Consider the following 20,598-nt stretch of genomic DNA (forward strand, 5'->3'; position numbering starts at 1 on the left):
ATTGATGGGTTGATTCCTTTGGTATAGGTTGCAAACCTGATGTATTGCATAAAGAGATAGAGATAACTCGAAAAGTTCAAAATTAGTGCTTATCAACAAAAAGACGAGATTACCTCCTGATAGAGGCATCTCGTCTTTTTTGATTATATATAGATATTACAACATTTATTCGAGTATCCGGTTCTCGGATGATAAGTTCGGTCACTGTATTGTGAAGCAGATACTTGAATGCATGCATAGCTTGATGGCTCTTTCTAAATCCACCCGCTTTGTTCGACTATTCCAGTTCCAGCAGCTGACGCAATTGTTCCTCGTCCTCAATGACTTCAATACCCAGATCACGAGCTTTGGTTAATTTACTGCCGGCTTTTTCGCCAGCGATAACGATATCGGTTTTTTTGGATACACTGCCAGTTACTTTGGCTCCCAGTTCTTCCAGACGTGCGGCTGCATCATCACGGGTCATCGTATGCAGTGTACCTGTGAGCACTACCGTTTTATTGGTAAAGTAGGAGTCGGATACGACTACAACAGGTGCTTCCGGCACTTGCGGCTGTACGCCAAGTTCCAGCATTTTCTCAATACTCGCACGCATAAATGGATCTGCGAAGAACTCTACGATACTCTCTGCGACAATCATGCCTACATCGGGTAGCTCCACCAGTTCTTCGGCTGTCGCATTCATGATCTTGTCCAAATCCCGATAATGCTCAGCCAGCATTCGTGTCGTCGTTTTGCCAGTATTCGGTATGCCGAGCGCATACAGGAAAGAAGCCAGATCACGCGTTTTGCTGTCTTCGATAGCCTGCAGCAGATTGCTTGCTTTGCGTTCGCCAAAGCGCTCTAGACCGACCAGATCATCAAATTGCAATGTATACAGATCGGCCGGCTCACGTACCTGCAGCTCACTTTGCAGCTGCGTCGCTGTCTTGACGCTGAATGTCTCGATATCCATCGCATCACGGGAAGCAAAATGAGTGATACGCGCAACGATCTGTGGTTCACAGCCCAGCTTGTTGTTACAGAATAAATGTGCTCCACGCTGTTCCAGCGGGAATCCACAGGCCGGGCAATTCTCCGGATATACGATCTCTTCGCCATCATTTTCCTCGGATACTTTGCCCAGGATCTCGGGGATAACGTCATTGGAGCGGCGAATATAGACACGTGTGCCCAGAGCATGCTTCAGATTTTTGCGTTCGATATCGCCAATATTGTTCAGTGTGCAGTTCTGTACGGTTACACCGGCGAGCTCTACCGCTTCCACACGTGCGAGCGGCGTGATTTTACCGGTACGCCCTACATTCCAGGATACGGATTCCAGAATCGTACTGGTCTCTTCCGCTTCAAATTTGTAAGCGATCGCCCAGCGCGGGAACTTATCCGTATAACCGAGTACCTCGCGGGTACGCATATCGGTAATCTTCACGACAGCTCCATCGATCAGATAATCCAGTCCACTGCGGCGCGTCTGAATGTCTTCCAGCTGGGCAATCACGTCGTCAAAATTCTCAAAATACGATACATATGGATTGACCCGGAAATGATTGTCCCTGAGGAACTGCATCATATCCTGCTGCGTATCAAAGCGGATACCATCCATATAACCGATATTATAGAAATACGCGCTTAACCGGCGCTTGGCTGTAACTTTGGGGTCCAGATTGCGCAGCGCACCAGCTGCAGCATTGCGGGCATTTTTGAGCTTGTCTTTGTCGGAAGCTGTCTCGTTATAGGCAGCCAGCACGGACAAGTTCATAATGCCTTCTCCCTGCACTTCAATTTTGCCATCCTTGAAAGGAATAGACAGCGGAATCGAACGGATCGTTTTGATCTGCTCCAGGATGCCTTCGCCGACTACACCATTGCCGCGTGTAGCTGCTTGCACCAGGCGTCCATTTTCATAGGTCAGGTTCAGGGTCAATCCATCGAACTTGAGTTCAACCGCATAGGTCGGCTCAGGGAGCGGCGTGTCCGGATTCTTGGTGTTATAATCGTTGATCAGCTTGCGGGCACGGGTATGCCAGCTGGACAGCTTCTCCAGATTTTGCGCTTTGTCCAGACTCCAGAGTGGAGCCAGATGACGATGCGGCAGGAATCCTTTGAGCAGTTCGCCACCTACGCGCTGTGTTGGTGAGTCCGGCAGGACGACACCACTTTCCTGTTCCAGCTGCAGCAGACGGTCATACAGGGCATCATACTCTTTGTCATCGACCAACGGCTCATCCAGTGTGTAATAGTGATAACTGTAATTATTCAGCTCGGCGACGAGCTTTTCCATTTCGTTCATCGGGTCCATGGGTGGCATCTCTCCCGTATCTAATATGTAAGTCCGCTATCCGCCAGCATATAGACAATAGGGACTCGGTTATTTCATTTGGTCATGCACATATATCCCCGTATTCGAAAAAATAGAACCGAATCATAAAGTATCCGGTTCTATGAAGAGATATACTATACGGTCAATCATACAATCGATAAGGCAATCACCTTGCGCTGTAGATGAATTTGTTCCATTATTCCACTTTGGTAATCGGGGCAAAGCCTGCCAGCAGGCGCTTCAGTCCTGTAGGCGCAGGGAAAGCAATCTGCAGTTCCATATCATTGCCGGTTCCTTTGACAGCAACGATCGTACCGATACCCCATTTACCATGGGACACTTTGTCTCCTGCCTGGAAACCTTCGCTGCTACCGCTGGCTGCCGGCTTCGGCGCCGATCCATTGCCTGTAGTGACAGTTACGCCGGAAGAAGTCGGTGTCTGGCGCGGAACCGCACGTGCGGAAGATCCACTACCAAAGGCGCTGGAATTATCCCGTTTGCCGCCAAAACTGCTGGTCGATCCGCCGAATCCACGGCTTCCGCCTCCATAGCTGCTGGTGCCGCCACGACGATAATTGTTCGGTGCCACTTTGGTATCTTCCTTGTATTCTTCCGGAATCTCTTCCAGGAAACGGGACGGTGGATTCGCCGTAGTGCGTCCAAACAGTGTACGCATCTGGGCACAGGAGAGGAACAGCTGCTTCTCTGCCCGGGTGATGCCTACATAAGCAAGACGACGCTCTTCTTCGAGCTCATCATTATCCATAAAGGCACGACTGTGCGGGAAAACTCCTTCTTCCATACCGATAATGAAGACGGTCGGGAATTCCAGACCTTTGGCGCTGTGCATGGTCATCAGTACGACCGCATCCTCCTGCTCCTCCGGCTTGTCTCCTACGGTATCGATATCTGCAATCAGAGCCAGATCGGTCAGGAAGGAAATAAGCGACTTATCCTCATTGTTCTTCTCGAACTCCATTGTTACCGACAGGAACTCTTCGATATTCTCTACCCGCGCTTTGGATTCCAGCGTATTCTCGCGCTGCAGCTCGACCCGATATTCGGACATTTCCAGAATCTTCTCGGTCAGCTCCGTTACAGACAGATAGTCTACCATCTGATGCAAAGCGGCAATCATATCGTAGAACTCTACCAGCGCATTACGCGTACGACCGGCAAAGCCCAGATCATCCACAATCTCCAGCACCCGGAAAATAGAAATTCCGCGCTCACCTGCAGCCGCAGCCAGCTTGGCTACACTGGTATCGCCGATACCGCGCTTCGGCACATTAATAATACGCGTCAAGCTGATATCATCATCCGGATTGGACAACAGACGCAGATATCCGAGGATATCCTTGATCTCTTTGCGATCGTAGAACTTGATGCCGCCGACGATTTGGTAAGGGATATCCGATTTGATCAGAATTTCCTCTATTACCCGGGACTGGGCATTGGTACGGTACAAAATTGCATGATCCTGATACGGCCGGCCTGTTTTTACACTTTTATGAATTTCCGAAGTAACGAAATATCCTTCATCATGTTCGGAGTCGGCACGGTATACCTTGATCTTGGCGCCGCCTTCTTTGTCGGTCCACAGTTTCTTGGGCTTACGACCGCTGTTGTTGCCAATAACTTCGTTGGCTGCACTCAGAATATTAGACGTGGAACGATAGTTCTGTTCCAGCAGGATCGTTTTGGCTTCCGGATAATCTTCTTCAAAATTCAGAATGTTCGTAATATCTGCTCCACGCCAGCGGTAGATCGATTGATCGCTATCGCCGACTACACAGATGTTATGATGCGCATCCGCCAGCATTTTACACAGCATATACTGCGCACGGTTGGTATCCTGATACTCATCGACATGGATGTAGCGGAATTTCTTCTGGTAAAATTCCAGCACTTCCGGTACTTCCTTGAACAGCTGGATCGTCGTCATGATCAGATCATCAAAATCGAGCGAGTTGTTGGCACGAAGCTTGCGTTGGTACATCGTGTATACTTTGGACGCCAGACCTTCAAAATAGTCACCGATCTTCTGCTCATACTGGGCAGGCGTTACCAGTTCGTTCTTGGCAGCGCTGATCATCGCCTGAACGGCTTTCGGTTCGAATTTCTTGGTGTCCATATTCAGATCTTTCATACAGGAACGGATTACCGACAGCTGATCGCCGGAATCCAGAATGGAAAAGTTGGAAGTAAAACCGATCCGTTCGATATCTTTGCGCAAAATACGGACGCACATGGAGTGAAAAGTAGATACCCAGATCTCGCGACCGTCACGGCCGACCAGCTGGGCAACACGATCCTGCATCTCGCGTGCAGCCTTATTGGTAAATGTGATCGCCAGTATGCCCCACGGTGCAGACTTGCGGGAATCAATAATATGGGCGATACGGTGTGTCAGTACCCGGGTCTTACCGCTACCTGCACCTGCCATAATGAGCAGTGGTCCATCTGTGGTGAGCGCAGCTTCTTTTTGTCTGGGATTCAGGCGGTTGATTGCATCCTGTATATTTACAGTCGTCATGTAGAAGTCTTGCCCCTTTCAGAATAGAAATAGGATATAAAAAATAAAGAGTCAGCCGATTGGCTTGCTTGATAAAGGCCTGTATATGTTGAACCATGTTATGTGGTGTGTACGAATCAAAGCGTGGATAGTGAGTCAAGTATGGTTAAACGTTAATGAGCCGCCTGTTGTAACAAGAACAGGCATTATTGCGATACATTGCATTAAACTGTGTAAGCAGTTCGTATGATCATCATTGGAATCATATTGTATTTTGAATCATCCGTATCAATGATTCCGGTAAACGGAATATTCAGCTTTTCACTGCCGCTACTGTCTCCAGCGCGTGATCCAAATCGCTGTAGAGGCTGTTGCCCACAATAATTGTATCACAGACCTGCCGGGCTATTCTGGCCGTCTCTGCATTATGAATACCTCCACCGTAAAAAACGCTGGCTTCACCGGCAGCACGCCGAATATCCGCTGCCAGCTCCATATCTCCAAACCGGCCGCTGTATTCGATATAGATGATCGGCAGCTTGAGCAGACGGTCTGCTACCTGTGCATATGCCGCAGCACGATCTCTATCAATAGCAGTCAATGCGTCCGTCAGACGGGCTACTGTCGAATCGGGATTCAGTACAATATACCCTTCCGGCACCATCAGCTCCCAAGGGATCAGATGGCTGTACTGCTCAACCGCTTGTACATGCTGCCCGAGCAGCCATTTGCTATGATCGGTATTCAGTACCATCGGGATCATGTACAGGTCAAATCCGGGTACTACAGCTTCCAGATCGGATACTTCGAGTACACAGGGAAGTTCGTACCGGCGTACACGGGACATCAGATCCACCGTATTATCATAGGTTACTCCGGACGAACCACCAATCATAATGGCATCGGTACCGGACAGACAAATACGATCCAGATCTTCGTCCGAGATCAGACGGTCGGGGTCCAATTTGAATACGTGCTGCCACGCTTTAATTTCATCTCTCAACCTTCATTCCTCCGTCTTTCTGCAACCTTCAGAATAAGTCTATGACAGTGCTTGTACAGTGTCAATTTTTTGTTCGTATTTGATGGGAACAAAGTTATATTATACGATATTTCATAGCATGTTTGCACCTTAATTTGCAAATAAAAATGCCCCGTCTGTTCAAACGGGGCATTGGCATACAAAGCTCTTTTCTGGGGTCAGTCAACTGCGCTGTATCTTGATCCATTATGTTGATACCGAATCTTAATACGCATTTTTATTTACAAATCCATTGCGGATCGTTTTGCAAATAATCTTGATATCGAATAACAGCGACCAGTTCTCGATATAAAAAATATCGTGATTGATCCGTTCCTCGATCGATGTGTCTCCGCGCAGTCCGTTGCTCTGCGCCCAACCGGTGATTCCCGGACGGACATGGTGTTTGACCATGTATTTGGGGATCTCCTCCCGGAACTGCTCCACGAAATAAGGACGTTCTGGCCGTGGTCCGACTACGCTCATATCACCGATCAGTACATTAAAGAACTGCGGCAGCTCATCCAGACTCGTACGCCGGATAAAGGAACCAAACTTGGTCTTGCGCGGATCATCGGCTGTCGTCCATCCGGTATCGATCTGTCCTTCCGGGATAACCCGCATAGAGCGGAACTTGAACATCATAAATGTCCGCCGGTTAAGTCCAACGCGTTCCTGCTTGAAAATGATCGGTCCTGACGAAGTCAGCTTCACTCCGATAGCCACAAACAGCATGATCGGTGAAGTGATAATAATAGCTGCCAATGAAAACACAATATCGAACAGCCTTTTGAAAATCCGATTGGCTGCAATATCCAGCGGAATATCACGTACATTGATCATCGGCATTCCCGCAAAATTATCAAAGTAAGGACGTGCCGGCAAATAGTCAAAGAAGTCGGGAATAATCAGCGTTCGTACACCGGCTTTTTCGCATTCGGCAATAATCAGTGGATACTTGTTATGCGCATCCAGCGGCAGTGCCAGAATGACTTCATCGATCATCATCTCCTGCAGCTTGCGCCCCAGATCATCGATTTTGCCCAGTACCGGCTTATACTTTTTCAATTCGATGCCATCAAAGGTACGATAGTCATCGAGGAAACCGACAATTTCGTAGCCCATCTCCGGATACTGCATCAGATTGTCGTAGAACCGCTTGCCGAGCGAACCGGCACCCAGGATCAGCACAAACTGCTTGTTAAATCCCTTTTGACGGGCACGCTTGAGCCCCAGCTTGATCACATAGCGATATGCCATAATGAGCAGCAGATTCAATACAACATACAGCAGCAGATAGTAACGCGAGATATTGATCTCTTTGAAAAAGAACAAAGCGCCAAGCAGCATAAAAATGCTGACTGCATGGGTCTGTACAATTTTCAGCAGCTCATCGGCAAAACGCTTTTTGCGCTTGGGAGAATACAGACTGCTGATAACCCCGATCAGAATAGCGATAACACCATAGATCAGGCTCCATTTGCCATACGTCTCGAACGGCAGTGCTCCATAGCCAGCCGGAGGGCTGTCATACGGAAGAATATCACTCTGGAATTTGATAAACCAGGCGATCAGAAAGGAAATTTGAATCACAGAGAAATCCGCCAGAATATACAGTCTGGTCAAAAAGCGCTGATTTTTGCGGATCACGTATGGACTCTCCTTTCTGAATCGGATACCGACGCCGGCGTGGCACGCAGCAGTTTATTTTTGAGTAGGGAAAGCATCAGTTTGACACCGATCCCCGTGTAGACAATCCCATTGGTGATAAATGAATACTTTTGCTGGTAATGCTTGCGGTGAAACAACCACATCGCCCGGTGGAATTCATAAATGATCTTGAACGGCTTGCGCCGGCTGCTGGCACCTTTGTGATGCACGATGAATGTGTCTGCGCGGTAGTGGATCTCCCAGCCTGCTTCTTTGATCCGGTAGCACCAGTCGATATCTTCCCCGTACATAAAGAATTCTTCATCCAGCCCGCCGATCTGCTCGATCACCTCGCGGCGTACCAGCATAAAAGCACCAACCAGCGAATCCACCTGATACGATTCATCCGGGCTCAGATAGCCCAGCTGGTAACCGTTGAACTTCGGATTGTTCGGAAACAGCTTCGAAAAGCCGAATGCATAATAGAACGATGCCGATGGTGTCGGGAATCCGCGCTTGCACGCTTTATCCAGTGAGCCATCCGGAAGAATAATTTTGCAACCGGATGCTCCTGCACGAGGATGATTATCCATAAAAGACACCATCGTCTCCAGGGTGTCCGGCTGAACGATGGTGTCGGAATTAAGCAGCAATGTATATCGTCCCCGGGCAATCTTCATCCCGATATTATTGCCTTTGGCAAAGCCACCATTATCCTGATTAGCGATGAAGACAATATTCGGGTAAGCTGCTGGAATACGCGTAGTGGAATCATCGCTCGAATGATTATCCACGACGATGATTTCGTAGGAATATTGAGTCTGTGAGTTGTATACGGATTGAATGCAATCCATAGTCAGCTGACATGTATTGTAATTTAAAATTAAAACGCTAACGTCCATAATAACGCTCCTGCTCTGTATTGAAAGCTTCCGCTGCAGACAGAACCTTTGTCGCTGCTGCATACTTTCTGAAAAATTTCAATATTGTGATCTAATCGCATTATAGCATAGATGTACTACCGAAAGGCAATTTCAAAACTATTCCAATAGCAATCCGAAAAATACTAGGCTCGTACCTGACTCTATCGCACATTTCTTGATTAAAGATATCCGATCAAAATCAGGAAGCGGAACAGATTCTGCTCTGCTGCTGACTGTCGATATAAACGGCACTGTCTGAGATATCGAACCCGATCCAGCAGATGATGCCGTGGAGCGATAAAAGCATCCAACTGCTGGATCATCTGTGGATCTGTCATCTGTTTACCATATATCCGTTTGAATTCCCGAGCCTGTTCGACAAGCATTTGCTGATTCTGATGTTTACGGAAGCTTTTCCATTTCTTTTTTATTTTCTGGGAAATAGTCGACTCGCCGCCTACTGCATTATTGCCATGCTGTCTGTAATAAATAGATGGCTGAGGATCAAAATATACTTTGCCAAAACAGGAAATGGTAAGATACATCCACCAGTCGTGCATCAGTATACGGGTTATATTCAGCTCTGACTCTCTCAGCAGAAATAATGCCTGACGGTTAATAGTAACGGTCGCACCGACCGCAACATTCTGGAACAACGCATTGTAAAAGGAAACATCCCGCTGCAGATTCGCAGGCCAGACCGTTGTAGGATTCAAATCTGCATCTGTCAGCTGGGTAGCCGTAAAGATCATTGCCGGAAGCCGTTCTTTCTGCTGAAGATGATGGCTCCCTGTCGGCTGCTCCATCCTATGCAGCTGGGCTACTGCTCTGGCTACCTTTTCAGGCATCCAGACATCATCCTGGTCACAAAAGCAGTAATAAGCCGCTTTCGAATCTGCATGCTGCATAAGTGTCCAAAAACTCGGAATAACCCCTATATTCGTTCCTTCTATCCAACTGATCTGTGCCGGATATTGCTCTGTATACTGTTTTAATATCGATCGGGTATCATCACTGGAGCCATCATCCCGAATCAGAATCTGGATATCTCCATAAGTCTGATTCAATAGACTGTCCAGCTGTTCTCTTATGTATTGGGCTCCATTATAAGTGGAAAGAAGTACCTGTACTGTCTCCATGCGTCTACCTCATCTGCTCTTCTGTAGTATGTATCTGCCTTATTGTATCAGAAAGAATAGGTGCCGGATATCCCGTAGCCTGCAGCTGATTTCCATGCTATCTATATATTATATGTACATATCAAAATAGACAGTGCTTCCCTATACAAACCGGGAACCGCACTGTCTATCGAAATATCTAAATTATATTGCGAGTCATGTCCATCTCACAGGAAGGAACAAGCCAAGACGCTTATCATGTCCTGTACTCTGCTAAAACAGCGAGCGGCTGGATATTCCTGTTGTTTTTACTCCGTCTTCGACTGCATGCTTGCCTGGTACTCCAGTAAAAAAGCATTCAGCCCTTCCTGCCATGACCGGATATCGGTAAATCCATTGGTTCGGATCGACAGATGCTCCATCACCGAATTGGCCGGACGTGGTGCGGGGCGAGGAAATTCTGCTGTTGTACATGGTTCCAGCTTCGCCTGGAAGCTGACTCCGAGAACGTCTGCCGCCTGCGCAAAAATAGACTGCGTAAACTCGTACCAGGTGCAGGCTCCGCTATTGGATGCATGATAGACACCATATTTCTCTGTCAGCATCAATTCCGACAGGAATTCTGCCAGATCCACTGTATAAGTAGGTGAACCTTTTTGGTCATCCACTACTTTGAGCTGTGGCTTCTCTTGCCCTAGCTTGAGCATTGTTTTGACAAAGTTATTGCCATGCATGCCATATACCCAAGAAGTACGCACAATGAAATAACGCGATGACAAGGTCTGTGTCAGTACTTCACCTGCACGCTTGGATTTGCCGTAAATCCCCTGCGGATCCGTATTGTCGTATTCATGATAAGGCACTGTACCCTTGCCATCAAATACATAGTCTGTACTGATATATATGATTTTGGCCTGAACAGCTTCTGCGGCGACTGCCAGATTACGGCTACCGATCGCATTGACCAGATAAGCACCATCTACATCCGTCTCGGCTGCATCTACTGCAGTATACGCTGCACAATGAATAATCGTATCCGGCTGGAAGGATAGGATCGCCTGCTTGCACTGTTCTGCATCGGTAATATCCAGTTCACTGCGTCCGCAGCCCATAACCGTATGGCCTTTATGCTTTAGTACAGTGACTACATCTTGCCCTAGCTGTCCGGATGCTCCGGTGACCAGTACACGCATTATTCGGTTCCCAGGCGGCTGCCGTATTGCTTCTGGTAATAAGCCTGATATTCACCAGATGCAATACGGGTCCACCATTCTTTATTATCGAGATACCACTGGATCGTTGCCTGGATACCTGTCTCAAAGTTATGTTTTGGTTTCCAGCCAAGTTCTGTCATGGTCTTGGTCGGATCGATACCGTAGCGGCGGTCATGGCCAGGACGATCTTCTACATACTTGATCAGGGATTCCGGTTTGCCCAGCTGCTCCAGAATCGTTTTGACGATATGGATATTGGTGCGCTCGTTATTGCCACCGATATTATAGACTTCACCGTTTTTGCCTTCATGAATGACAAGGTCAATTGCGCTGCAGTGGTCTTCCACATACAGCCAGTCACGGATATTGAGTCCATCGCCGTATACCGGCAAGGCTTCATCAGCCAGGGCACGGGAAATGATCAACGGGATCAGCTTTTCCGGGAATTGGAATGGACCATAGTTGTTAGAACAACGTGTAATATTCACCGGCAGTCCGAATGTCTCATGGTATGCACGTACAATCAGATCTCCGCCTGCTTTACTCGCAGAGTAAGGGCTGTTTGGCGTGAGCGGTGTTTCTTCTGTGAACAGACCCGTCTCGCCCAACGTACCGTATACTTCATCGGTAGAGACCTGCACGAATTTGGTGATATTGTGTTTCTTGGCTGCATCGAGCAGCACTTGAGTGCCCAGTACATTGGTTTTGACGAATACATCCGGTTCCAGAATACTGCGATCCACATGGGATTCTGCGGCAAAGTTAACTACCACATCCACACCCTGGGATACCAGCTCATCCATTTTGGCAGTATCGCAAATATCTGCTTTGACAAAGGTATGATTCGGGTTATTCTCGATCGATTTCAGATTTTCCAGATTACCCGCATAGGTCAGGGCATCTACATTGATAATCTGATATTCAGGATGTTCACGCAGCATATAGAGAACAAAGTTACTTCCGATGAACCCGGCTCCGCCAGTGACAAGTAATTTCATAAGTTGCCTCCTATATCAATGAATAAGATTCAGCAGCATGCTGAACCTTATCATACGAATTATTTTTATTGTGTACAAAACAGATCATACAAACGTTGAATAATGTTCAATTACCTGTCTCTTTTGTAAATGATGAGTTCTTAAAAGTTAATATCCGCATCTTTGAGCAGCGGATGACGAGTATCCTTGTCAGACAAAATCGGAGAAGATACCGGCCAATCGATACCCAGAGCAGGATCATTCCAGAGTATACCACGGTCATGTTCCGGGGAGTAGTACTCGTCCACTTTATAAATGACCTGTGTATTCGGCACCAGTGTGCAGAATCCATGGGCAAATCCCTGTGGTACCAGCAGCTGATGCTTGTTGTATTCTGTTAAAATAAATCCCTGCCATTCGCCGAATGTCGGAGAATCCTTGCGAATATCCACGATCACATCATAAATGGCTCCGGAGATTACCCGAATCAACTTGGTCTGAGCTTTGGGACTGAGCTGGTAATGCAGTCCGCGCAGTACACCCGGTTCTGCAGACAACGAGTGATTGTCCTGGATAAATTGGTGCGTTACACCAGCGGCATGCATGGTCTGTTCATTATAGCTTTCCATAAAGAAACCGCGGTGATCTCCATGCACTACAGGTTCCAGCAGCTTGGCACCGCTTAATTTGAGAGAAGTGGCTTTCATAGGTTCCTCCTGTATTTACAGCTTGAGTTTGCCGAATTCTTCACCAAAAATGATATCTTTGGCAAGTTCATTGGCTTTGGCGAGGGAAGCGTGCGTACCTGCATCGGTCCACCAGCCATTCAGAATATCAAAGGACAGTTCGCCGCGCTGGATATAAGCGTTGTTCACATCCGTAATTTCGAGTTCGCCGCGTGCGGATGGTTTGAGTGTTTTAACGATATCAAACACATTGCTGTCGAACATATAAATGCCGGTTACCGCATAATCGCTTTTCGGTACTTTTGGTTTCTCTTCGATCGATACGATGCGTTCGCCATCCAGCTCGGCTACACCATAGCGCTGTGGATCGTGAACCTGCTGCAGCAGCAGCTTGGCACCTTGTTTTTGCGCACGGAAATTTTCTACAAAAGAAGCAATATCATCTTCAAATACATTGTCGCCCAGAATAACGATCATCTGATCATCGCCTACAAAATGCTCGGCAAGATCAAGTGCCTGAGCGATACCGCCTGCTTCGTCCTGTACCTTGTATGTAAAGGTTACACCCATCTCACGGCCGCTGCCCAGCAGGTTAACGACATCACCCATATGGTCTTTGCCGGTTACGATCAGGATATCAAGAATACCTGCCTGCTTGAGTTTGTATACGGAATAGAAAATCATTGGATATTTACCTACGGGTAAAAGGTGTTTATTGGTTACTTTGGTCAAAGGGTAAAGGCGTGTACCTGTACCTCCTGCGAGAATAATACCTTTCATCATCATTTCCTCCTGTTTGGTTAATCGGTAGCTATAAACAATACTCCAATAACAATAATTGCTGCGCCAATCCATTTCATTGTAGAAACCGTCTCATGGAACATCATAATGGATAATACAATTCCCAGTACATAGGCGAGACTCTGGATCGGATAAGCTACAGAGAGTGGCAATCTCGATAAAACGACAAACCACACCAGCGTGGCTACAGCATACAGTCCAAGACCAATAATGATGGTAGGTGACAATAGTGCCTTCCACGCATTGCCCAGATTGACGCCGCCCAGCTTTTCAAGCCCCAGTTTGAAAAAAGCCTGGCCGCTTACCAGCATCAATATATTTAATAATAACAATGTATAACTGATAAATGTATCGGACTTAAACATTTCACCCCTCCATTGAACCGATCGTTAAGGATTTTCTTTACGCATCTGTTCTTTTATTTTTTCCATTTCATGCTTCAGGATGCCGACTTCCTGGGATAATTCCTTAATCTTGGTTGTTGATTTGGACAACTCCAGGGTTAGAGAAAGGATAATCATAATCAGTCCCAGGAATGTCAGCAGGAAGAGTGCATTAACAGGAAGTTCAATGCCCATTAAATGGGATATGCCGTTCAGAATCGTTGGGAAAATGGATAATACCACACTGATAATAGTAACGACAAACCAGAGCATGGAATATTTCAGTTCCAGTCTGTATTTACGGATAAAGTTAATTAATAAAACCAGACAAATAAGTGACCCTGCCAACAGGATAAGTTGTAATTTTAGGGATACCATACCTTCTCCTATACCAATTCTTTCCGAAGTTTATCAATCATTATAGCAATAGAAACCTTGATCATATAATATACCGATTTAAAAGCGGTAATCGAGGAAGTTCCACTTGCCCTGTGTTCCATCACAACCGGAATCTCCACGATACGGTAAGCTTTCCGTTTCAGGTACATGATCGATTCCGGCTCCGGATAATCTACCGGATATCTTTTGGAGAAAAGTTCAATCACTTTCCGATTACAGGCTCTGAAACCGGATGTCGGATCAGTAATCAGCTGGCCTGTCAGCGTAAGCAGCAATTTGGAAAAGTAATTGATACCGACTCTACGCAAAAAGGTGGACTGGAAGCCTACTTTCTCGATATAGCGGGAACCGATCACCAGATCAGCTTCTTCATTGATGAGCGGCTTGATCAGTTCACTGATATAGGATGGGTTATGCTGTCCATCGCCGTCAACCTGTATGGCAATATCAAACCCGTTCTCATACGCATATTTGTAGCCGGTCTGCACCGCTCCCCCAATCCCGAGGTTGCACGGCAGATTGATAACGGGGATATCCAGTTCTTTGCAGACAAAAGCCGTATTGTCTGAAGAACAATCATTAATAATAATAAAATTTATGTTTGGATTGTTCAGGGCGCGGATAGATTGAACCAGATTCTCCAGATTCTTCTCCTCGTTATACGCCGGAATGACAATCAAAATTCTCTGATTAATCACAATCACTCACCTTCCAATATCTAGACAACAGGAATCCAGTAACGAACAATAATAAAGAATAACATCAAGACCGAGCTGAATGTGCAGAACGTAATCAGAACATTATCGCTGAAATCCTCTTGTTTGGCTTTCAGGTATCGAGGCAGCTTATGATTATACAACACGGTCAGCAGCAGAATAACAACCGGTATAAAATACCTGCCCTGTACACCCGAGACTGTCGGATAGCCCACTCCGCCAATTTCCGGAATGGATGTCCATGTTAAATAAAGCCCTGTCTCAATTAGAACAACCGAGATAACAAAGGTCGCCAGCGTGATCAGCTTGTGCTTTACAGTGATCGTTATATTCCGGTTGCTGTCCAGAATGGCGAATACCAAAATCAAAAGACAGTACATATAAATAAATATTGGCGGGAAGTTCGTATCCAGCCAGCCCAGATTACCAACAAAACTGTTGGTATAAAAGAAACTGAGCTCATAAAACGTACGTATCAGAATTTCAACATATTCAATCGGATGACTGATAATAAAAGCCAGCTGACCTGATGAATTGCCATTTGTATCAAATTTACCATGAATCTGGCTCAGGAACGACCAAATTCCGTAACTAACCAGTCCGGACAGCAAAATTAATACAAATTGGGTGATTCTGGTTTTCATATTCAGAAACTTTGCTTTGGGTATTAAGGCGAATAGCAGAATCAGCGGGAAATATACCTGCTTCAACTGAATTAATACAAAAGACAGAATACATAATACAATGACATGCTTTCGTTCCAGCGATTTTGCTTCTGGATTAAATGCCAGATGGAATACCAGACCGATAAACAGAAGACAAATGCCGATTACCATACCATCGTAGCTGGTAGAAGATACCAGCCCCAGTGTCATTGGCATACAGGCAATTAGGAACACGACTCTTTTGTAAAATGGAATCAGCTTGAGCGCCATATAGCTACAGAATATAAAGAACAACAGATTACCGATGCGTCCTGCATACATGTAACTCACCGGTGTAAGCAGCTCCGCTTTGCCGAGTGAGAAAATGTACATGAATACTTTAAAGAAAATCATAGCAGCTGCCTGCGGAACATACAGCAGTGGATTGGTCTCCACCGTACTGAACTCGCTAAACACCTTCTCCGAATAATCCGTTGGCGTCGAAATCGCCGTGTAATACTGCTGATAGTTAAATTTCTGTTTGGTATCAGCTTTCATATAGCGATAGCTCGCTTCAAAATCCACAATCGCTTTGGGCAGATAAAAACCAAGTTCCCCCTGCTGATTGGCCTGCGGAATCAGATCAACCATCGCTACGGTATACGCCCGTTTGAAATGACTATCTTCATCGGCCATTTGGAACGGAGGCGTAATAAATACACACAGTAGACCAAATAACAGCAATATACTCAACAATTTTTTTTCAATATTAAATGTTCGTGCCTGTTCTCGCTCCATTCTAAATAGATTCCCCTTCTATACCATGATTTGACTAAAATAATGTACGATTACATACCACTTTAAAGGCCAGGTCTCCCGGCTCTTCCTTGCCATTGCGGATCAGACTGCCGCCGGCATAAGTATCCTTTTTGGACATATAGGCTGTAATGGAATGATCTTTCGTACTGGACTCGGAACTTACATAGATGTAGTATTTTTTATCTTTCGAAAACTTGATAGGCGGGAAACGCATATCGTAGTATGCATTATCCGCCAGACTTTCTGCCTTGATCCGGGTAGAGTAGATTGGCTGGTCGTCGCCGTAGTTACGAATCCCAATCGTTACATGACCGTCGTTTTTACGTGCATACGTAGCCAGTTTGATCGAAAATCCGCTTAAATTGTTCATGGAAGAGACAAATGTCTGACCCACTTCGGTTCCGCCTGTAATCTCCCCGACTGGCTGGGTGCCGTCTGTAGAAATAACCTCGGTCATTTTACCGATATTGCCTCCATACACATAAATGAACAAAACAATCAGAATAATAGGAATCAAAAAGCGCTTAAACCGATTTTGCTTCATATTTTTCACCGTTATTTTCTATAGGTTGTAGTTGATAGTCATACAGGGCCAATACATCGCCTTCGAGCTGCTTCCATTCTTTGCGCTGTGCCGTTTTCAGACCGTTGGCGATAATGCGCTCACGCATACTTGCATCGCTGCATACCGCTTCGATCATCTCGAGTGCATTGGCTGTATTTCCCTGTTCGTACAGCAGGCAGTTGTCATTATGCACCAGGTATTCGATATTGCCTTCATTCGGTGCCACAACAGCTACACCACCGGTAGCCATCATTTCCAGTGGAGGATAGGAAAAGCTCTCCAGGAGACTGGATTTAAGCAGAATATCGCACTGTGCGTACACTTTACCGACCTCATCATGAGGCACTTTATTCAGGAAATGATCAACTCTGTACCAGTCTTTCGGCTTGCCGCTATAGGATAGATACCAGATCTCAAAACGGTTGGGATCGAGTTGATTGGTAATCTTGAAGCTCTCATCCACGTTTTTGTAGTAATCGCTGGAGTTCCCTTCCACGAGGATCTTGATCTTGCCTTCAAACGTGCGCGGTTGATACTGGAAGACCGACAGGTCGATCCCGTTCTCTACATAGGCTGCCTGCTTGTTGTAACGATCTGCCAGCCATTGTTCACACCATTTGGATATGGTTATATATTTAATATTCGAGAAGAAATTATAGGTCAGGTTGGCCCATATGCGCATATGGTTGCCTGGTTCATAGAAGTTGGTCTCAAAATTTTGCACCAGATAATACTTCTCTGTAATTTTGGAATACATATTCAGGAACTCGGTTGTAGACCAAAGCGTAGCTACACATTTACGGAACAATCCATGGAAGCTATGTCTATGGTAAGAAATGACGTTGATTTCCCCATCTTTGTTAATGATATTTTTATCATCTTCACTCATCGAGATAATCGTGACATCCTTGCCATGATCCCGCAAAATATTACAATGCTTGATGACTACGTTCACGCCACCGCTGATCTGTGTAGAAGGAAGCACAAAAGCAATATTGTCATGCAGCTTGGATTCGATAAATTCAAACAGCTTGTATCCGTTGCTCATCGTCGTCCAGCCATTGATAACGGTAGTATGAGCCTGCTTACCGATCTGATTACGATAGTTTGCATCAGCAATCAGCTTATCCAGATACAATGTCCAGTCTTCAATTGTATCGCACAGGATGCCATCCACCTCATGTGTCATTACGTCTTTGAATGCGCCGATATTGCTGGCGATTGTCGGAACTTTAACCAGTCCGGCTTCGGTCCACTTGTTCTCCGATTTGGCTTCATTGAAGATCGTATCTACCAGTGGTGCCAGGTTGATATGCACATTGGCAATCAGATCCGGCAGATTAGTCCAGTCGGTAAATTTCTCAAAAATGATCCGGTCTTTGTAATCGCTCAGTTCGGTTGGAATATCCAGAATACCTACTACTTTCAGATAGGCGTTTGGATGCTTTTCGAACATTTCTCTGACAACATTAATGATCAGGTTAAAATCTTCGTTATGTGTAATACTGCCGCTAAAATAACCCATAATGACACGGTTATCCGGAGCAGTATTGGCTTCTGCCATCTTCAATTCTTTGGCTTTGAGTGCTTTTAGGGAAAGATCTACCATTTTCTCGGAAGCTACATTTCGGTTTACAAATACCTCATCTACATAATTGCCAAGCTCTGCCGCCAGTCTTCCGGTTGTTGTAATCGCATAATCACACATTCTCAGTGTCTTTTGCGTACGATTTACACCATCCATATACTGATCCAGCTCGTCCTTGCTCATCGTATTCAGATAATCAATTTCTTTGACATACTTATGATCAATAACCAGATCATCGATATCAAAAAAGACAGTTTTATTAAAGTATTTGGCTTTTTGGATTAATTCTTCAACGACTGGAGTGTGCGGGCAGCGAAAAAAAACAAATGTTCTGTAGTAACGTACCATTTCGATATCAAGTTCTTCATAATACACGCTATCACAGGAATATCCGTTGAAATGAAGCTGCTCAATCTGATGATCTACACGGTAACGGGGCGGATGCGGAAGAGAACAGCCATTTATAAAGAGTATGTCTTTAAAATGGTATTTGGAGGGGATATGTTTTTTTAATACTCTTTTTTTCGTGTAATTATAGGCCTTCCGAACAAGCGATTTACTCCCTTCATACTTCATGGTAGAAATCGTTTTTTTCATAAGCGCATTTATACCCAACTTTATCACCTTCACACAATTTATTTTACGCGATTAACTCAGTTCTTATGATCCTGCAGCAGCATGCGTTGTTTGTCTTTGATATAACTTTTCTGGCGTTCGCCTCCGGCTGTCGACGTTGGAGATATTCTCCAGTGATACAATACCTTGGACACATGCCTCATTCTGGCCCCTTTTTGCACAGCACGGATAGCCAGATCCCAATCCTGCACACCTTCATAACCTGATCTGAAGCCTCCGATGCTCTGCACCAGGGCAGTCCGGTATACCGCAAGATGGCAAATATAATTCATGGCAAACAGCAGCGGCAGTCCCCATTCTTTTTTGAAAAATGGCTGTACTCTTTTACCGTCGAGCCATTTGTCCTCATCACTGAACAGAAGATCTGTATCCCGATGCTGGTTTAATGTTTTGACTACTTCATACAGGGCAAAATCAGCCAGCGCATCATCATTGTCCAGCAGTACGATATATTCGCCACTCGCCATAGAGAGTGCCGTATTGCTGCACTCCGAGATATGACCGTTCTGGCTGCGATATGTCACATGAATTCTGTCATCCAGCTGTTTGTATTCTTCCAGTACCTTCCGTATATGAGGCATGGTGGAATGGTCATCTGCAATACAAAGTTCCCAGTTGGTATAGTACTGTCGCCGAACCGATTCTATGCATTCTCGCAAATATTCTTCCTGTACATTATATACAGGAAGAATAATGGATAGCAGCGGCTGATAGTCAAACCGGGTACATTCCTGACGAGCCGCTTCAATATCATACTGCTCGTTGGATTGGATCCACTTGTCATACCAGCTGCTCCCCTGTAGTTTCCGGAAAGGATGATATTTGATCTGAAATCGAATTACATACTTAGCTATAGTGTAGTACAATCCAGGAAACACGAGTGAATCCATCCCCTTTCCTAGCTGTACTTGGAATAATAAAAGTCACACAATTCTTCGATATTGCCTTCCTTGATCAGCTGCCCTTTTTCCAGAATAATTCCTCTGCTGCAAAGACTGCGAATCTGCTCAATAGAGTGGGAAACAAGCAGTACGCTCGTTCCTTCCTGAACCATCTGACTGATCTTGGCTTCACATTTCTGCTGGAACTTGAAGTCACCGACAGACAAAATCTCATCGACAATCAGAATATCCGGTCTGGTCGACGTTGCAATTGCAAATCCCAGACGTGCATACATACCGGAAGAGTAGTTTTTGACAGGTACATCAATAAAATCCTGCAGTTCCGAGAATTCCACAATCTCTGCAAAACGGGCATTCATTTCCTTTTTGGAATAACCCAGTATTGCACCATTGAGGTAAATATTCTCGCGCGCAGTCAATTCAGCATCAAATCCGGCACCCAATTCGATAAGTGGAGCCATTCTGCCACTGATATTGACAGAGCCTTTGGTCGGCTTCAGAACACCAGCCACCGTTTTGAGCAGTGTACTTTTACCTGCTCCGTTCAGACCGAGTACGCCGAACAATTCTCCTCGATTCACCCGAAAACTGACGTCACTCAGTGCCCAGAATTCAGTATAACTGATCTGGTTTTTGAGTCTTTTGATCAAAAACTCTTTTAGACCGCTGATTTTCTCGGTGGTCATGTTAAAACACATTGAAACATGTTGAACATCTATAA

18 protein-coding genes are annotated in these 20,598 nt (G+C 45.7%); all 18 read right to left on the reverse strand.

Going from position 1 to position 20,598, the window contains the following annotated elements; all coding sequences use genetic code 11:
* Window positions 1-277: 277 nt before the first annotated feature.
* Window positions 278-2,299 carry an NAD-dependent DNA ligase LigA gene (gene ligA / locus AR543_RS22355; RefSeq protein WP_060536464.1) on the reverse strand — a complete coding sequence of 674 codons (2,022 nt, stop codon included), beginning with the start codon at window positions 2,297-2,299 and terminating at the stop codon, window positions 278-280.
* Between the two features lie 217 nt (window positions 2,300-2,516).
* On the reverse strand, window positions 2,517-4,856 hold the full coding sequence (gene pcrA, locus AR543_RS22360) for a DNA helicase PcrA (RefSeq protein ID WP_060536465.1): 2,340 nt from the start codon (window positions 4,854-4,856) through the stop codon (window positions 2,517-2,519).
* Between the two features lie 292 nt (window positions 4,857-5,148).
* Entirely contained in the window at window positions 5,149-5,838 is a 690-nt protein-coding gene (gene pcrB, locus AR543_RS22365) for a heptaprenylglyceryl phosphate synthase (protein WP_060536466.1), read from the reverse strand.
* 243 nt (window positions 5,839-6,081) lie between these two features.
* Window positions 6,082-7,506, reverse strand: coding sequence for an undecaprenyl-phosphate glucose phosphotransferase (locus tag AR543_RS22370; RefSeq protein ID WP_060536467.1), 1,425 nt, complete (start codon window positions 7,504-7,506; stop codon window positions 6,082-6,084).
* Window positions 7,503-8,408 carry a glycosyltransferase family 2 protein gene (locus tag AR543_RS22375; protein ID WP_060536468.1) on the reverse strand — a complete coding sequence of 302 codons (906 nt, stop codon included), beginning with the start codon at window positions 8,406-8,408 and terminating at the stop codon, window positions 7,503-7,505. The genes AR543_RS22370 and AR543_RS22375 overlap by 4 nt, the downstream gene beginning before the upstream one ends.
* 200 nt (window positions 8,409-8,608) lie before the next feature.
* Window positions 8,609-9,568, reverse strand: coding sequence for a glycosyltransferase family 2 protein (locus AR543_RS22380; protein WP_060536469.1), 960 nt, complete (start codon window positions 9,566-9,568; stop codon window positions 8,609-8,611).
* Window positions 9,569-9,855: 287 nt separating this feature from the next.
* Window positions 9,856-10,740 carry a dTDP-4-dehydrorhamnose reductase gene (gene rfbD / locus AR543_RS22385; protein WP_060536470.1) on the reverse strand — a complete coding sequence of 295 codons (885 nt, stop codon included), beginning with the start codon at window positions 10,738-10,740 and terminating at the stop codon, window positions 9,856-9,858.
* The gene (rfbB, locus tag AR543_RS22390; protein ID WP_060536471.1) at window positions 10,740-11,759 is read right to left on the reverse strand and encodes a dTDP-glucose 4,6-dehydratase; all 1,020 of its coding nucleotides are present in this window, start codon (window positions 11,757-11,759) and stop codon (window positions 10,740-10,742) included. The genes rfbD and rfbB overlap by 1 nt, the downstream gene beginning before the upstream one ends.
* Window positions 11,760-11,899: 140 nt before the next feature.
* Window positions 11,900-12,445, reverse strand: a complete 546-nt coding sequence (gene rfbC, locus AR543_RS22395) for a dTDP-4-dehydrorhamnose 3,5-epimerase (protein WP_060536472.1) — start codon at window positions 12,443-12,445, stop codon at window positions 11,900-11,902.
* Between the two features lie 15 nt (window positions 12,446-12,460).
* Window positions 12,461-13,204 carry a sugar phosphate nucleotidyltransferase gene (locus tag AR543_RS22400; RefSeq protein WP_060536473.1) on the reverse strand — a complete coding sequence of 248 codons (744 nt, stop codon included), beginning with the start codon at window positions 13,202-13,204 and terminating at the stop codon, window positions 12,461-12,463.
* 20 nt (window positions 13,205-13,224) lie between these two features.
* Window positions 13,225-13,590 carry an EamA family transporter gene (locus tag AR543_RS22405; protein ID WP_060536474.1) on the reverse strand — a complete coding sequence of 122 codons (366 nt, stop codon included), beginning with the start codon at window positions 13,588-13,590 and terminating at the stop codon, window positions 13,225-13,227.
* Between the two features lie 24 nt (window positions 13,591-13,614).
* The gene (locus AR543_RS22410; protein ID WP_060536475.1) at window positions 13,615-13,986 is read right to left on the reverse strand and encodes a DUF2304 domain-containing protein; all 372 of its coding nucleotides are present in this window, start codon (window positions 13,984-13,986) and stop codon (window positions 13,615-13,617) included.
* An 8-nt stretch (window positions 13,987-13,994) separates the two neighbouring features.
* Window positions 13,995-14,702: a glycosyltransferase family 2 protein gene (locus AR543_RS22415; protein ID WP_060536883.1), complete on the reverse strand. Its 708-nt coding sequence runs from the start codon at window positions 14,700-14,702 to the stop codon at window positions 13,995-13,997.
* Between the two features lie 23 nt (window positions 14,703-14,725).
* Window positions 14,726-16,165 (reverse strand): DUF2142 domain-containing protein, encoded by a 1,440-nt coding sequence (locus AR543_RS22420; protein ID WP_060536476.1) that lies wholly within the window; start codon window positions 16,163-16,165, stop codon window positions 14,726-14,728.
* 34 nt (window positions 16,166-16,199) lie between these two features.
* Complete coding sequence (locus AR543_RS22425; protein WP_158524001.1) at window positions 16,200-16,703, reverse strand: hypothetical protein; 504 nt, start codon at window positions 16,701-16,703, stop codon at window positions 16,200-16,202.
* Between the two features lie 7 nt (window positions 16,704-16,710).
* Window positions 16,711-18,714, reverse strand: coding sequence for a glycosyltransferase (locus AR543_RS22430; protein WP_227871798.1), 2,004 nt, complete (start codon window positions 18,712-18,714; stop codon window positions 16,711-16,713).
* A gap of 278 nt (window positions 18,715-18,992) precedes the next feature.
* The gene (locus AR543_RS22435) at window positions 18,993-19,865 is read right to left on the reverse strand and encodes a glycosyltransferase family 2 protein (protein ID WP_060536479.1); all 873 of its coding nucleotides are present in this window, start codon (window positions 19,863-19,865) and stop codon (window positions 18,993-18,995) included.
* A gap of 8 nt (window positions 19,866-19,873) precedes the next feature.
* Window positions 19,874-20,563: an ABC transporter ATP-binding protein gene (locus AR543_RS22440; RefSeq protein ID WP_227871799.1), complete on the reverse strand. Its 690-nt coding sequence runs from the start codon at window positions 20,561-20,563 to the stop codon at window positions 19,874-19,876.
* Between the last annotated feature and the right edge of the window lie 35 nt (window positions 20,564-20,598).

The organism is Paenibacillus bovis, assembly GCF_001421015.2.
Classification (GTDB): Bacteria; Bacillota; Bacilli; order Paenibacillales; family Paenibacillaceae; genus Saccharibacillus; species Saccharibacillus bovis.